Source organism: Echinicola shivajiensis (assembly GCF_018642165.1).
GTDB classification, from domain to species: domain Bacteria; phylum Bacteroidota; class Bacteroidia; order Cytophagales; family Cyclobacteriaceae; genus Echinicola; species Echinicola shivajiensis.
The window spans coordinates 384069-399624 of sequence record NZ_JAHHZM010000001.1 but is presented as its reverse complement, the minus strand read 5'-3'; the positions used below and the strand labels follow the sequence as shown (position 1 = coordinate 399624).

The 15556-nt window shown below is 37.6% G+C and carries 10 protein-coding genes and 1 riboswitch; of the genes, 4 read left to right on the top strand and 6 right to left on the bottom strand.

The annotated features are described in order from the left end of the window. Nucleotides 1-56: 56 nt before the first annotated feature. From KMW37_RS01545 to rocF, 3 genes are read right to left on the bottom strand one after another with little or no spacing between them, the layout of a single operon-like run. Nucleotides 57-644, bottom strand: coding sequence for a glutathione peroxidase (locus tag KMW37_RS01545; RefSeq protein WP_215222837.1), 588 nt, complete (start codon nt 642-644; stop codon nt 57-59). A gap of 2 nt (nt 645-646) precedes the next feature. Beyond that, nucleotides 647-2437 (bottom strand): arginine--tRNA ligase, encoded by a 1791-nt coding sequence (gene argS, locus KMW37_RS01540; RefSeq protein ID WP_215222836.1) that lies wholly within the window; start codon nt 2435-2437, stop codon nt 647-649. A 21-nt stretch (nt 2438-2458) separates the two neighbouring features. Then, nucleotides 2459-3409: an arginase gene (gene rocF, locus KMW37_RS01535; RefSeq protein ID WP_215222835.1), complete on the bottom strand. Its 951-nt coding sequence runs from the start codon at nt 3407-3409 to the stop codon at nt 2459-2461. A 441-nt stretch (nt 3410-3850) separates the two neighbouring features. Continuing rightward, nucleotides 3851-3982, top strand: a riboswitch (SAM riboswitch). Between the two features lie 43 nt (nt 3983-4025). Here rocF and KMW37_RS01530 point away from each other — a divergent pair. Then, on the top strand, nt 4026-4598 hold the full coding sequence (locus tag KMW37_RS01530) for a hypothetical protein (RefSeq protein ID WP_317195541.1): 573 nt from the start codon (nt 4026-4028) through the stop codon (nt 4596-4598). A 375-nt stretch (nt 4599-4973) separates the two neighbouring features. Here KMW37_RS01530 and KMW37_RS01525 read toward each other — a convergent pair whose 3' ends face one another. The 3 genes from KMW37_RS01525 to KMW37_RS01515 are packed head-to-tail and all read right to left on the bottom strand — an operon-like array spanning nt 4974 to nt 10830. Next, nucleotides 4974-6464: an efflux transporter outer membrane subunit gene (locus tag KMW37_RS01525; RefSeq protein WP_215222834.1), complete on the bottom strand. Its 1491-nt coding sequence runs from the start codon at nt 6462-6464 to the stop codon at nt 4974-4976. Between the two features lie 2 nt (nt 6465-6466). Continuing rightward, nucleotides 6467-9625: an efflux RND transporter permease subunit gene (locus KMW37_RS01520; protein ID WP_215222833.1), complete on the bottom strand. Its 3159-nt coding sequence runs from the start codon at nt 9623-9625 to the stop codon at nt 6467-6469. Between the two features lie 50 nt (nt 9626-9675). After that, complete coding sequence (locus KMW37_RS01515; protein WP_215222832.1) at nt 9676-10830, bottom strand: efflux RND transporter periplasmic adaptor subunit; 1155 nt, start codon at nt 10828-10830, stop codon at nt 9676-9678. 652 nt (nt 10831-11482) lie between these two features. Between KMW37_RS01515 and KMW37_RS01510 the strand changes: the two genes are divergently transcribed. The 3 genes from KMW37_RS01510 (at nt 11483) to KMW37_RS01500 (ending at nt 15398) form a co-directional block, all read left to right on the top strand. Further along, the gene (locus tag KMW37_RS01510; RefSeq protein ID WP_215222831.1) at nt 11483-12874 is read left to right on the top strand and encodes an arginine decarboxylase; all 1392 of its coding nucleotides are present in this window, start codon (nt 11483-11485) and stop codon (nt 12872-12874) included. A 710-nt stretch (nt 12875-13584) separates the two neighbouring features. Further along, the gene (locus KMW37_RS01505) at nt 13585-14232 is read left to right on the top strand and encodes an RNA polymerase sigma factor (RefSeq protein WP_215222830.1); all 648 of its coding nucleotides are present in this window, start codon (nt 13585-13587) and stop codon (nt 14230-14232) included. A gap of 128 nt (nt 14233-14360) precedes the next feature. Continuing rightward, nucleotides 14361-15398 (top strand): FecR family protein, encoded by a 1038-nt coding sequence (locus tag KMW37_RS01500; protein WP_215222829.1) that lies wholly within the window; start codon nt 14361-14363, stop codon nt 15396-15398. The last annotated feature ends 158 nt before the right edge of the window (nt 15399-15556 follow it).

Sequence of the window (15556 nt, the reverse complement as noted above, 5' to 3'; positions counted from 1 at the left end):
GCGGAATTAAAACAGGTGCTCCAATGGAATTTGAAGCACCTTAAAATTGGATTTGATTAGGCTTCTATAAGTTTAATGATTTCATCATCCATAGGATTCACCTTGGATTGGAAGAACTGTTTTAGCTCTCCCTTTTCATTGATGAAATATTTGCAGAAATTCCATGTTGGCTCTTGGTCATTCCAGCCATTGAGTGACTTGTCAGACAGCCATCTGTAAAGTGGGTGCTTGTCCACTCCTTTTACTGAAATTTTCTCAAACATTGGGAAGGTAACCCCATAATTAGAAGTACAGAATTTTTTGATGTCCTCATTGGTTCCGGGTTCCTGTCCTCCAAAATTGTTGGCAGGAAATCCAAGGATGACCACTTTATCACCAAATTCTTCATTTAGTTTTTGCAAATCTTCATACTGTGGAGTATAACCACATTTGGAGGCTACATTAACTACCAAAACCTTTTTGCCCTTATATTGGCTAAAGTCTATTTTCTCCCCTTCAAGGGTCGTCATAGTGAAATCATAAAAGGTCTTTTCAGCATTTTGTTCGTTGGTTTCTGTCAAAGATTCAACTGATTTTGAGTTTTCTGATTTTGCGCTGCAAGCAACTAGTACTGCCACAGCCATCATTAAAATAAAGTTTTTCATAGTTACATTCTTTCTGGGACTTTGATACCTAATAACTTCATGCCGACGCTTAATGTTTTTGCAACTTGGGCACTAAGGGCTACCCTAAAGCTGCGTACCTTTTCGTCCGACTCACTAAAGATAGGAAGTTCTGCATAAAAGCGATTGTATTCCTTCGCTAAATCAAATAAGTACTGTGCCAAGATAGAAGGAGAATATTCCTCACCTGACTGGCTGATTTTCTTTTCAAAATCATTTAGCAGGATAATCAATTCCTTTTCTGCTTTTTCAACCTGTCCTAGACCTTCAAAAGCCTCAGATTGGTAAGAAAGTTCAATTTGGTCTGCTTTTCTGAGAATGGCAGCGATTCTTGCATGGGAATATTGGATAAAAGGCCCGGTGTTACCTTGGAACTCAATAGATTCCTGAGGGTTGAAAAGCATACGCTTCTTAGGATCCACTTTAAGCAGGAAGTATTTCAAAGCCCCAAGTCCAAGCATTTCATAAAGCGCTGCAGCTTGCTCTTCCGTAAAACCTTCAATTTTTCCAAGTTCTTTGGTGTGGCTGGCAGCTGTATCGATCATCTCCTGGATCAGGTCGTCAGCATCTACTACGGTACCTTCTCTGGATTTCATCTTGCCAGTAGGGAGGTCCACCATGCCATATGAAAGATGGTATAGCCCCTCACCATATGGTCTACCAAGCTTTTTCATGATTTTAAAAAGTACATCAAAGTGATAGTCCTGCTCATTGCCGACCACATAAACAGACTTGTTGATTTTATAATCATCGTATTTTAGGTCTGCGGTCCCCATATCTTGGGTTATATAAACCGAGGTGCCATCGCCTCTCAATACCAGTTTTTCATCCAAACCTTCATCGGTAAGGTCTGCCCATACAGATCCATTTTCTTTTTTAAAGAAAACACCTTTTTCAAGACCTTCCTCTACAATGTCCTTTCCCAATAGGTAGGTGTCGGACTCATAATAATATTGGTCAAAACTCACTCCCATTTTGGTGTAGGTAGCATCAAACCCTTTATAAACCCAGCTGTTCATGGTCTTCCAAAGGCTTACAGTAGCTTCATCTCCTGCTTCCCATTTTCTGAGCATTTCCTGAGCTTCCAGCATTAAAGGGGCCTGTTTTTTAGCCTCATCTTCGCTGAGCCCTTTTTCTATGAGCTCCTGGATTTCCTTTTTATAGGCTTTGTCAAATAGTACATAATACTTTCCTGCAAGGTGATCTCCTTTTAATCCCCCATACTCAGGGGTTTCACCGTCTCCAAAATGCTGATAGGCAACCATGGATTTACATATATGGATGCCCCGGTCATTAACCAAATTGGCTTTGATTACCTCATAACCATTGGCTGCTAGGATTTCAGAAATAGAGAAGCCAAGGAAATTGTTTCTCAAATGGCCAAGGTGAAGGGGTTTGTTGGTATTGGGAGAACTAAATTCTACCATGACCTTTTCTCCCTTTGCAGGAAGCTGGCCCAGATTTTCCTTTTTATATAATTTCTGAAATACATCCAGCCAAGACTGTTCATCAACAGAAATGTTCAAGAAACCTTTCACCACATTATAGCCACTGACCACTTCACAGTTTTCTACCAAATATTGCCCGATTTTTTCACCGCTTTCCTCTGGTTTCATCCGGGTGAATTTTAAGAAGGGGAACATGACAAAGGTGTAATTCCCTTCAAACTCTTTACGGGTTGGCTGTAAAGCAATTGATTCAGCATCCACCCGATGATCGAAGGTGGCCGCAAACGCTTGGCTAATAGCCTGGAGAATTTGTTTCTGAATGGTCATTCTTAGTTATATAATTTATACTTAAAAGTTGCTTACCAATGAATTGGTCATAGACTCCAAAACATCAAAGGCGTTTTCTGCCATGACATTTTCTGAGTCCAAGGTTGGGTTGACTTCTACGATTTCCCAACAACAAACTCTTTTATCTTTTATCAATTCTTCATTTAAATGGATGGCTTCATCTACACTTAGCCCATCCGGCACCGGAGTACCTGTTCCTTTAGAAATATTACTGTCCATACTGTCTACATCAAAGGAAATGTAGATTTGCTCACAATCCTTAAGTATGGTCAAGGCCTCATTGGCAACTCTAGAAATTCCCTTTGTTCTGATCTCTTCAGTGGAAAAGTTTTTGATCCCATGTTTCTTGATCAGGGCATTTTCAGGTTCCTCGGTATCCCTAACTGAAATATAGACGATATCTTCCGCATTTATTTTGGGGAAATCTCCCCCGACCTTTTTTATTTTCTCCCAATATTGAATTTCCTCTTCAGAGGGAGACTTTATTTTATTGGCAAGGTTGTCTTCCTGAAGGCACATGCCCAAGGGCATTCCATGCATATTTCCGGAAGGGCTGGTGTATGGACTGTGGATATCGGCATGTGCATCTATCCATATTACCCCTAGTCTTTTTTCGGGATTGGCTGATTTGATTCCCATAATACTTCCAGCAGCAGTAGAATGATCTCCCGCCAAAATGATAGGAAACTTTCTTTCCAATCTTAGGTCTTTTATGGTGTCATGAACATTTTTGATCACTTCATAGACTCCGTCAATGTGTTTTGCGTTTGGATAGATATTGTCCTTCCAAAGGTAATTGTTGGCATCTGGCACACTGATTGGATCAAACTTGGTGAAAAAGTTAGACTTTTTGTCCAAGCTGGCAATTTTTAGTGCATCTATTCCGAGACTAGCTCCACGGGTTCCTGCTGCCAATTCTGACCTTACTTCTACAAGTTCAATGTTTCTCATTAACTTTTTCTCTTCGGTTTATTTGGGTTTAGGGTTTACATCTCAAGAGGATATAAAATGATTCCCACAAAAGTAGTTAAAAATGTGCATAAATAGGAACCGGCTGCAAAATCACTAATCTATTCTTATTTACTCAATGGGATTAAACATGCACTGATTCAAGTATTGCCTAAATATTTTGAATTTCAAGACCAAGTATAATTGAAGCTTTGTTCCAGATAAGGTGGTTTGAAAAAAAATATTTCCTTGATTTGAAAAATATTTTTTAGCCTAAAAATCAATGGAAATGGGGTTTATTCGAATGTGGCTTAGGTTTTGATTGTCTGAATTTTAAAAGGTGAAAAATAAAACCCTACAAAATCTATAGGGATATTAGTAAATTAAAAAAAATGTTTTACCTTTGAAAAAGTTATTAGTGAAAAGCCTCTTAGGTAAGTAACTAATTTATAAAGAATAGGGGAGAGATCAGGCTCTGAGAACCTATAGCAACCTATCCCTCTCGAACCTTCTTATTGGAAGGAGGGGAGAAAAGGTGCTAAATCCTGCCTAAATCAATTAAAGGACCTATAAATTAAAAGAAAGATGGGAACACAGCGAATGCAGGACTATTTACCAAGTGACACCAAAAACTACTGTTGTTGATCAAAATCAACTCAGCCAAAATCAAACAACTAATAACATTATAAAAAGAAATATCATGACAGCTACAGCTTCTAACTATAATAATACTTCACTTGCACCAAATACCTTCAGCTTTAAATCTGTAATCAGAAATAATGCTCAGGATCAATCTGACATTAATGTTTTTGATTGGTTAGATCAGCATGATGCTGTTAAAGTAGAAGGTCAGGGAGCTTTTGATTTTGCTAATTTTCAAAATTCAAATAAAAGTTTTCAGGTTATATATTTCAGCTTAGAGGCTGATTTGGCTGATCACTATGCATTGTTCAGAGGTATCGTTCTTGCAGGACAACCTAAGGAAGTATATTTGGAAAATATCCATGAGAAAAGAAGCTTTTCTTTGAAGTTTTATAAAAATAATGAATCGGTTGCAAAAGAATATTTAGAAAAGATATTTAAAATTGTCAACGAAGAAATAAGATTCAAAAAGGTATTGAAAAAAGTGTTGGTGAATCAGGAAAAACACCGACTAGAAGAGAAATTATTGTTCAATGAATTGAGCTTATAATATCATAATAAACCATTAATTAATAACCATACTGATGCCCTGCTTGAAAAGCAGGGCTTTTTGTTTAGTTAATAATAATATGATCAAGCGTTAAAATATGGAACTACGGATTAAAATGGGGTTAGTGGGGATTGACAGTATTAGACCGTTTACAAATTCTATTCAAAATAGAGAGACCATGACTATGATGCAATCTGTGTTTATCCTTTTTATCTGTGGATAGTATGATGGAAGAGTGAGGCTCTCCGCTTTCTTTGTAGCCTTTGCGGTTAAACTTTTAAGCTGTACTATCTCCGCGTAAGTTAGATTGAAAAAAAGCCCCAGGATCAAAGTAGAATCCCGGGGCATATAGTTGGTTTAAATATGTCTTTTTAATTATTTCCAGCCACCACCCAAGCTTCTGTACAGCTCTATATTGGCCATTAACAACTGCATTTTTATATCGACCATGTATAGTTCTGTCTCCAAAGCATTGCTTTGGGCATTGATGACTTCCAGATAATTCGCATAACCGCTACTAAATAGCAAATAAGAATCCCTTACTGCTCTTCTGGAGTTTTTTAACCTTTGCTTGGCGATATCATACTCCTCTTCCGCTTTTTGAATGCTGATCAATTTATTGGAGATTTCCGTAACTGCTCCTAGGACTTTTTCTCGGAAGGCCAATTCTGCATTGTCCCTTTCTATTAGTGATACCTTATAATTGGTTTTAAGCTTTCGGTTTTGGAAAATAGGCTGTGTTAAGGAGCCTACAAATCTGCCAAATAAGGCTGTAGGATTAAATAGGTCTCCTGCATTTAAGGCATCAAAACCTACGTCCGCTCCAATTTTCAGGGAGGGGTAGCGCATGGCCTGGGCAACACCTACGTCCGCATTGGCAGAGACAAGGCTCATCTCGGAAGCAATGACGTCAGGTCTGTTCCTGACCAATTCCATTGGAACTCCAACGGCAATTTCGCTTAATAGTCTGATGTCTGCCAGATCTCTTTTTACCAGAAACTTATCTCCTGGATATTCACCCAGAAGCTCACTAAGGTTGTTTTCTTGGATAGCAATTTGTTTTTCTATTTGTGGAACCAAAGATGCGGAAATCAGTTTTTGGGATTCTGTTTGCGTTATAGCCAGTGAAGAAACCATACCTGAAGCGTATTGGAGTTCAACGATGCTTAAGGTGGAGTCATTCAGCCTAAGGTTAAATTCGGCCACATCCAACTGTTCCTTTAGCATCATCAACTTATAATAAGCGGTTGCTATTTGAGCAGTAAGGTCTGTTTTTACTGCCTTTTGGAAGGACTCTTGCTGTACCAATTTGGCAAGGCTTGATTCCTTTTCCCTTCGGAATTTCCCCCATAGGTCAATCTCCCAACTGGACTGCATGGAAAACATGTTTCTTGAACGCTCCAAAAACCATTGTGAAGGAGGGTTTTCTACTCCTTCATAATGTTTGTTATTGGGTCTAGCATAGGATTTCTCCGAAAACCTTCGGGATTCATAGCTAGGTCCCACTGCAATTTCAGGAAAGAAATTGGCTTTGGATTTTTTTAGATATTCCTCTGCAATTTCCATTTGCCCATTGGCTTGCTTAAGGCCAAGGTTATTTTCCATCCCCTTGTTGATCAGGTTGACCAATATGCTGTCTTCAAAGAATTCCTTCCAACACAACTCGCCGATGTTTTGAACAGCATCTTTTTTAGCTGCTGAATCTACTTGAATAGAGTCTGCATGTCTAAATGCAGCCGGCAAGCTGAGATCCGGTTTGACATAGTTTTTTCCAGCTTTACATCCTGTCAAAATTAAAATACCTAAGAATAGGATCAGTATGGATGAAAGTGGCCTTGATTTATATTTATCTACTTTGTTTCTCATAATTATGCTGTAGCTGGTTCAAGTTGCTTTACTTTCCCACTTACTTTTTCATGGACGATTTGGAAGATCATATATAGGCTTGGGATGACGAAAATCCCCAGGATCATTCCTGCAAACATTCCTCCGGCTGCACCTACACTCACCGATTCATTGCCTATGGCAGAAGCACCTTCTGTCCACATCAATGGAATCAAACCAGCAATAAATGCAAAGGAGGTCATGATGATGGGCCTGATCCTTAATCTAGCCGCTTCCACTGCTGCTTCAAATATTGAATAACCTTCCTTACGTTTTTGGTTGGCGAACTCAACTATGAGTATGGCGTTTTTGGCCAATAGTCCAATGAGCATGATCAAACTTACCTGTACGTATATATTATTGTTGATTCCTGCCAAATTGATCGCTACAAACACTCCCAAAAGCCCACAAGGTAGGGATAGCAGTACAGCAAAAGGGAGGAAATAACTCTCATATTGTGCGGCAAGGAGGAAGTAGACAAACACCAGGCTGAGAATGAAGATTACAGCTGTTTGTACTCCGGAGCTTTTTTCCTCCAAACTCATTCCTGTCCATTCATAGCTGTAATTGGTTGACAATTCTGTTTCAGCCAGTTTTTCAATTGCATTCATGGCATCTCCGGAACTGTAGCCTTCAGCTGGAGTTGCATTGATCGTAATGGAATTGAACAAGTTGTATCGGTTCACGATTTCTGGTCCATATACCCTTTTGAGGGTGATAAGAGTGTTGACCGGAACCATCTCACCTTTGTTGTTCCTCACAAAAATGGCATCCATGGATTGAAGATCCTCGCGATAGGCTACGTCCGCCTGCATATAAACCCTATATTGTCTTCCAAACTTGTTGAAGTCACCGGATTGAACACGTCCAAAATAGCTTTGGATTGAACGCATCATGTCCTGTACTTCAACTCCCATACTTTTGGCCTTTACATAATCAATATCTACTTCGTACTGAGGGTAATTAGCGTTGAAGCTAGTAAATGCATCTTCTATTTCAGGAGCAGCTACTAATTTTTGGATAAAGTCATCTGCCGTTTTACTGAATTCAGTGAAGCTTTCACCAAGTCTGTCTTGGATAACCATTTCAAGCCCATTGAATTCCCCGAATCCCTGAACTGTAGGTCGGGAGAATACGTTGATTTTGGCTTCGTCAATGTCCCTCATTTGGCGCATCAAATCAGTCTTAAGTGCGTCAAGGTCTTTGATTTTACCTCGTTCTGATTTGGGTTTTAAGGAAATATACCCCATAGCAAAAGATGGACTTCGGGCATTTTCTATGACATTAAAGCCTGAAACACTGTTTACTGTTAATACTGCCGGATGATTTCTAAGTATTGAGTCAGCCTGTTGTAATGGTTGTCTGGTTCTGTGCAATGAAGATCCAGGAGGCATCACAAGAGAATAGGTCAAGAAACTATCATCTTCAGAAGGGATAAAGGCGCTCGGTGTGTTTTTGAACAGAATTACCGTTAGGGCCAGTATTAATACTAGACCTGAAATGGCCACTGTTCTTTTTACCAAAAACCATTTGACAATCTTTACATATCTATGCGTGAATGAATCAAAGCCTGTTTCAAAAGCAGTGAATAACCTTTTTTGCACCCTTTTTACTTTTGGTAAATCCTCCTCATTAACATCCTTTTCAGGTTTTAGGATTAGCGCACAAAGTACCGGGCTTAGCGTAAGGGCGTTGACAGCAGAAATTAAGATGGCGAATATCAAGGTAAAGGCGAATTGCCTATAGAACATTCCCACAGGACCTTCCAAGAAACCAACAGGGACGAATACAGCCGCCATCACTATGGTAATCGAGATAATAGCGGAAGAAATTTCCTTCATGGCCGAGATGGTCGCCTTTTTTGCTGGTAGTCGGTCATGCGTCAGTTTATGGTGTACTGCCTCTACCACTACGATGGCATCATCCACTACTATACCGATGGCCAATACCATGGCAAACATGGTCAGGACATTTATGGAGAAGCCTAATAATTGTAAGAAGAAGAAGGTCCCGATAAGGGAGACTGGAATGGCAATAGCTGGAATAATAGTGGATCTAAAATCCTGAAGGAAGATAAATACCACTATGAATACCAAGATAAATGCTTCAAAAATAGTGTGAAGTACTTGATCCATGGATTCGTCTATCTGATTCCTTACCGAATACGAAATATTATAGGTGATCCCTTCAGGGAAGTTTTTGGAAATACGTTCCATTACCTTCCTGATCTTCTCATCTATTTCTTTGGCATTGGAGTCGTTGGTCTGTGTAATATTGATGGTGGCTGCTGGCCTTCCATCTACTGTGTTGTCACTGGCCAAGTTGGTAGCTCCCAATTCAATTCTCGCGATATCTCTTAGGTAAAGGATAGAACCATCTTTATTGGATTTGATGACAATATTCTCGTATTGTTCAGGCGTGTTGAATCTACCTTTGTGTTTGATTACTGTTTCAAAAACTTCCTCAGAAGTTTCTCCAAATTTACCTGGAGCAGCCTCAAAGTTTTGGTCATTGATTTGACTGACCACATCTTGGGGAACCAAGCCGTATAGAGCCAGTTTTTCGGGATTCAACCAGATTCTCATGGAGTAATTTCTCCTTCCCACAAAGGAGGCCTGAGCGACTCCTTCAACCCTCAACAGTTCCCTTTTTACATCAATTCTAGAAAATCCTTGGATGAAGGTTTCATCATATGGGCTGTCTTCATCTTCTGCAAAAATATTAATGGTCATAATATTACCAGTAAGCCGCTTCAATACGGAAAGGCCTTCTTTTACCACTTCAGGTGGTAAGTCACCGGTAACTGCAGAAACCCTGTTTTGGACGTTTACTGCCGCCATATCAGGGTCAGTTCCTGGTTTAAAATAAATATTGATACTACCCCGTCCAGAGTTGGTTGATTTTGAACGGATATAGGTCATGTTTTCAACGCCGTTAATGGCTTCCTCCAATGGCGTCATTACCGATGTGGCTAGGGTTTCAGCGTTACTGCCCGGATAGTAAACACCCACCCTTACACTTGGCGGAGCAATGTCTGGAAATCGAGCTACTGGTAATCTTATAAGGCCAATTACCCCAGTTAATACTATTAATATTGAAATTACTGAGGCAAAAATCGGCCTGTCGATGATATATTTTATCATTTAGCTGGTTTCTTGGTTAAATAAAGAGAATGATTTGCTGCCTATTGAAATTAGTTTTGGGCTAGCCTCTTATCGCGTTCAGGAAGAATTTTCATTCCGTTGCTAATTTTGCTGATGCCTGATAGCACGATGGTTTGATCTTCGCTGAGACCGTTTCCTTTGACAATAAAGCTTTTTCCAGATTTTCCACTTGGGAAAATTTCCTTCATTTTAACGGTATTGTCGTTCTGAAGTAGGTATACAAAAGTTTTGTTCTGTACCTGATAGGTAGCATTTTGTGGAATCAAAAATACATCAGAATGTACTTGTTCTAATATGACTTTTCCGGTGTTACCACTTCTGACCAATCTATCAGGGTTTTTAAAGCTTGCACGCATGGTGATGGTTCCTGTAGATGGGTCTATTTCACCTCCATCTGCATCAATCTGTCCCTTGTGTTCATAGGTGCTACCATCTGCCAATATCAGTTTGACCTCTGGTTTCAAATAATAGTCAGAGGTGCTGTCGGCGCGCATCCTTTTATATTTAAGGTAATTGGATTCACTCATGGAAAAATAAACATATACCTCGCTAATGTCTGATAGATTGGTGACAGGCTGGGTGTCATTTTTAGTAACCAGGTTCCCTACTCTTTTCGGGATTCTTCCAATATATCCGCTTACAGGGGCTTTGATTTTAGTAAAACCTACATTTAGTCTAGAGGTGGCCTCCAGGGCTTTGGACTGTGCCAAAGAAGCTTTAGCTACTTCTAAGTCTGATTGGGCTGTTCTTAACTGGACTTCTGAAATGACGTCATGATCTACTAACGGCTTCAATCTTTCCAATTCTATTTTAGCATTTTCTAATTTTGCCTCTTCTACTTCAACAGCAGCATGGGCGTTTTTAAGACTTTCCATATATGGGCTGGCATTTACAGTGAAAAGCAATTGTCCTTTTTCTACGTAATCGCCTTCATCAACATGGATTTGATCTAATAAACCTTCTATCTGAGGACGGATTTCCACATTTACTTTCCCCTCAATAGAGCCAAGATATTCGAAGTTTACCACTGCTGTATCCTTTTCCAATGGTAGTACGGATAGTGAAAGCAGTTCATCTTCTATCTCTTTCCCTTCAGTGTTACATGAAATACAAATTCCTGATGTTAAGGCAATGATAGGGATGATAGCCCAAGTTTTGAATGTTTTAAGTATGTTATAATTCATAATGTAATGAATGGTCTTGTCAATGTTAAATGAATGTCTGTTTGTTTCAGTAGTGATTCTGATACAATATTGATTCCAACTGTTGTTTTTCACGTATTTAGATGGAAATCATCATGTGATAGGTTAAAAAGTGTGGAATCTCTCTACACTTTATCCCATTTCTTCTGTACATATTGGTTATTTTGCCCGTTTTGGGCCTTTGGTAGGGGTAGATCAATGAAAAAATCAATGTAAATTAAGTTTTGTAAAGTTTTTCTATCATGAGTAGTTTGAGTTTTCTGTCTAATTTTACAATTATGGTTCCATAATTTCACTTACTAATGATATTGGGGGTTAATGGTGCTATTTTGTAAAATAATTGTATTATTCTGGAGCTGAAATATTTAAGCCTGTCGATGTGGTTTTGTGTGCTTCTCCTCCCCATTTTGGGGAATTTAAGATCAGGTTGTGGTAGGGTTTTTCAAATTGTGGCTACTTTTATAGGCGTTTGGTTCTTTGTGAATCAGAGGCTTATGAATATAAGTGGTTGTGAAAATATTCATAGGTGTAGTTTTAGTGGCTATATTTCAGTCCTTTAAAAAAAATCGATTTGATTTGAATTATTATTAATGCAATTTTCGAGTCTATATGTCATTAACTATATTAATGCTCAATGAACAAATACATTGATTTAATTCAGCAGACGTTTGATTTCCCTACCAAAGAATTTAAGGTAGAGGAAAATCAACTTTTATTCAATGGTGTGGATCTCATGGATATAATAGAAACATATGGGACCCCTTTGAAATTGACCTATCTTCCCAAGATCAGTGAGAGTATTCAAAATGCTAAAACTTACTTTAGCAATGCCATGCAGGCCCATGATTATCATGGAAAGTATACTTATTGTTATTGTACCAAGTCTTCTCATTTCAGCTTTGTTTTGGATGAAGCCCTTAAAAATGATATTCATATTGAAACTTCTTCAACTTTTGATATACCATTGGTGAGGAATCTATACGAGAGAGGTAAAATAACCAAGGAAACCTATATAGTTTGTAATGGTTTCAAAAGGGAGCTTTATAAGGAGTATATAGCTGGATTGCTGAATGATGGATTTGTGAATTGTATTCCGGTATTGGATAATCTTTCTGAAATTGATTATTACTTGGAGCATGTAAAAGTTCCATTTAAGGTAGGGATAAGAATTGCAGCTGATGAGGAGCCTAAGTTTGGCTTTTACACATCCAGACTTGGAGTAAGGTATAAGGATATCATTGATCTTTATGAAAAGAAAATTAAAGATAATCCTAATGTGAGCTTGAAAATGCTCCATTTCTTTATCAATTCAGGGATCAGGGATACAGCCTATTATTGGTCTGAGTTGACAAGGTTTATCCAGAAATATGTGGATCTTAAAGCGATTTGCCCAGAATTGGATACTATGGATATTGGTGGAGGATGGCCCATCAAAACAAACGTGTTTTTTGATTATGATTACCAGTATATGGCTGATCAGATCATTAAAAACATCAAGTGGATGTGTGCAAAAAATAATACCGTTGAGCCAAATATATTTACAGAGTTCGGTAGCTATACAGTAGGGGAGAGCGGAGCGGTTTTATATTCTGTTTTAGAAGAGAAACTTCAAAATGATAAAGAGCTTTGGTATATGATTGATGGTTCATTTATTACCCAGCTACCGGATAGTTGGGGGCTAAACCAGAAATATATCATGCTGGCGGTGAATAACTGGAATGAAGAATACCATAATATCAACCTTGGAGGATTGACTTGCGATAGTATGGATTATTATAATTCAGAAGCTCACCAGTATAATATTTATTTGCCTAAAAAAGTCGATAAAAAACCTCAGTATATTGGTTTCTTTCATACAGGTGCTTACCAAGAATCACTTGGTGGTTATGGCGGTATACAACACTGTTTGATTCCAGCTCCAAAGCATGTCCTTATTGATCGAAATAAGGATGGGACTATAACACATAAACTTTTTGCGGAAGAACAAACGACTGATAACATGATGAAGACTCTGGGCTATCAATAGCACTAAGGCCGTGAAAACGGCCTTTTTTTTGCTTAAGATTGGACGATTAAAATTTTATCAATCAGAAAGTCTAACTTATGTCTTAAATTATTGTTTTTGTATTGAAAAAGCTATTTTGTTAATTTATGTGTAATTTTTTAATTTATTTATTGAAATAATTTGATTATAACGAGGGTTACATTAACTTTGTATCATAAGGAAGAGATAAAAGGTCTTTTCGTCTATACTGTAGGATGTTGAAATTGGCAGACAAGCCCTCCTGTCTCGAGGGTGGAGAATCTGGAATAAAGCAAATATCGAGCTCGTGTTTTGCCTAACTACTCCGTGGAGGTTCGAGTCCTTCTCCTACAGCAGGTTATTTTGGGTTTATTGTTAATTGACTAAAGCTATGGAATACTATTTCATAGTTTTTTTTATGCCAAATTTTTTAAAATTTCTCAAAGAATATTATGGTTAAGTTAACTGAAAAACGAACTAATTGAGATTGTTTCTTTGTAGGATTATAGTGTGCTTTAATATGATTATTGCGTGTTTTATTCGTCTGGATTGAACTTTTGAAAGCTTCGTATTTTTTTGTTTGAGTATGGTCTAAATGGTTTTAGCTGAGTATGTTGTAATTGTTTGGGTAAAAGTAGCCTTTATTTAATGGGATAGAGTTTTAAATAAAAGGAAATATTCTTTTATTTAATTAACAATAGACCCATACCCTAATGAAAAACCAACAAACTAATGCTGTTCCAGTTCAGGGGAAAAATGTTTCTTCTAACGATGTTTTGATGTCATATCCAAGCGACTTTGAGTTATGGCAGGCATTTAAAAATGGAAGCAACGCTGCATTTTTGAGTATTTACAAAAAATATTTCAATAGTTTGTTCAGTTACGGCATCAGAATAAAAGACAATGAGGATTTAGTAAAGGATGCTATTCAAGATGTGTTTTTTGATTTGAAAAAGAATTGCAATGGCTTAGGCAATACTGATTGCATTAAGTTTTATCTTTTTAAATGCCTTAAAAGAAAAATATATAAGGAATTTAAGGCATGGGAAAGCCAAAGGGAAGATTTGGCCATTCAGGATAGTTTCTCAATTACTTTTTCCCACGAACAGACGATTATTAATAAGCAAATAGATTTAGAAAAGACCCGATTGATAAATGATGCAATCGGAAAACTTAGCCCAAGAAAGCGAGAGGCAATATATTACGTTTTTTACGAAGGGATGTCCTACCAGCAGGTTGCTGAACTCATGGAATTATGTGATTCAAAATCTGCAAGGGACCTAATTTATAAAGCATTGAAATGTCTTAGAGATTTTGCAGGTTTTATTCCAGTATTTTTTTTGATAAATATCCCGTTTTAATTACGGTTTATTTTGTTTTTATGGGTTTGTGTAGAATGTTGGTTTTGAATAGTTGAAAAAAAAGTAATTTTTTTTGGCGTTGTTTTGCTTGTTTTTTCCTTTACTTAATAGAGAAAATTGGAATAATAATGAGCAAAGCATCTGAGCTTTTAGAAGATTTAGAATTTATCAAATGGGTAAAATATCCCAATCGAGACCTTGATGTTTTTTGGAGAAAGTGGATGGATGCCAATCCTGATAGGATAAAGGACGTAATGCTTGCCAGGGAATTGATTTTGGGGCTTCAATTTCCTTCTAAACTTCCATCAGGGGAGCTAAGGGAAGAGGTTTTTGCCAATTTGCTTAGGGAAAATGAAAGGTCGGATATTATAGAGTTTTCGAGAAAGACTTCAAGTTCTGAACATAGTTGGTTTCATAAATGGCAATTTGCAAAAATTGCTGCTGTCTTAGTCTTGGGGGTTTTATTTGCTTTTCTTTTTGAAATGTTCAATGCGCATAACTCTGATGATAAAGTTAAGGAAACTACTAAGTGGCTAACAAAATCCATAAATGAAGGAGAGAAATTAAGTTTTAAGCTTCCTGATCAAACTATTGTTTGGTTAAATTCAGGAAGTAGTTTGAGATATCCTGAAAGTTTTGATTCTACGGTAAGATTGGTTGAATTAAAAGGAGAAGGCTTTTTTGAAGTATCAGAAAATGCCGAAAAACCATTTCAGGTATTATCCGATGATCTTTTGACCACTGCTTTGGGGACTTCTTTTAATATCAATAATAATATTCCAGGAAAAGTAAAAGTGGCATTGGTTACAGGAAAAGTGTCAGTTCAACCTCAAAATGACAGTCTTGCTTATTTCTTGAGGCCTGGATTTGCGCTAGATTATAAAAAAGATTCTCATCAGGCCAAAATCAGAAGTTTTGATCATGATACAGAGTTGGGTTGGAAGTCGGGAAAGTTGATTTTCAATAATTCATCTTTTCATCAAGTAATCAGGAAACTCCAAAAATGGTATGGAGTTGAGTTTGAAATTGTAGGAGGCCCGGGACAGGATTGGCAATTCAAGGGAAAGTTTGAAAATCAGACACTTGAAAATGTCTTAAAGAGTATGTCCAATATAGAGGACTTTACATATCAACTGAATAATAGGAACGTAGTATTAAAATTTTAACCATGAAAATATGATCTATTTCAATGACTCTTAAAAAAAGCCAACTGATTATATCAGTTGGCGCTTGTTAGCGGTCTGAAGGGTGTATAAATCTATTGGGGAATAGGATGCCCCTTAAGACCTAGTTTAATGAAAATTTCAATAAACCCTCCAAAAAT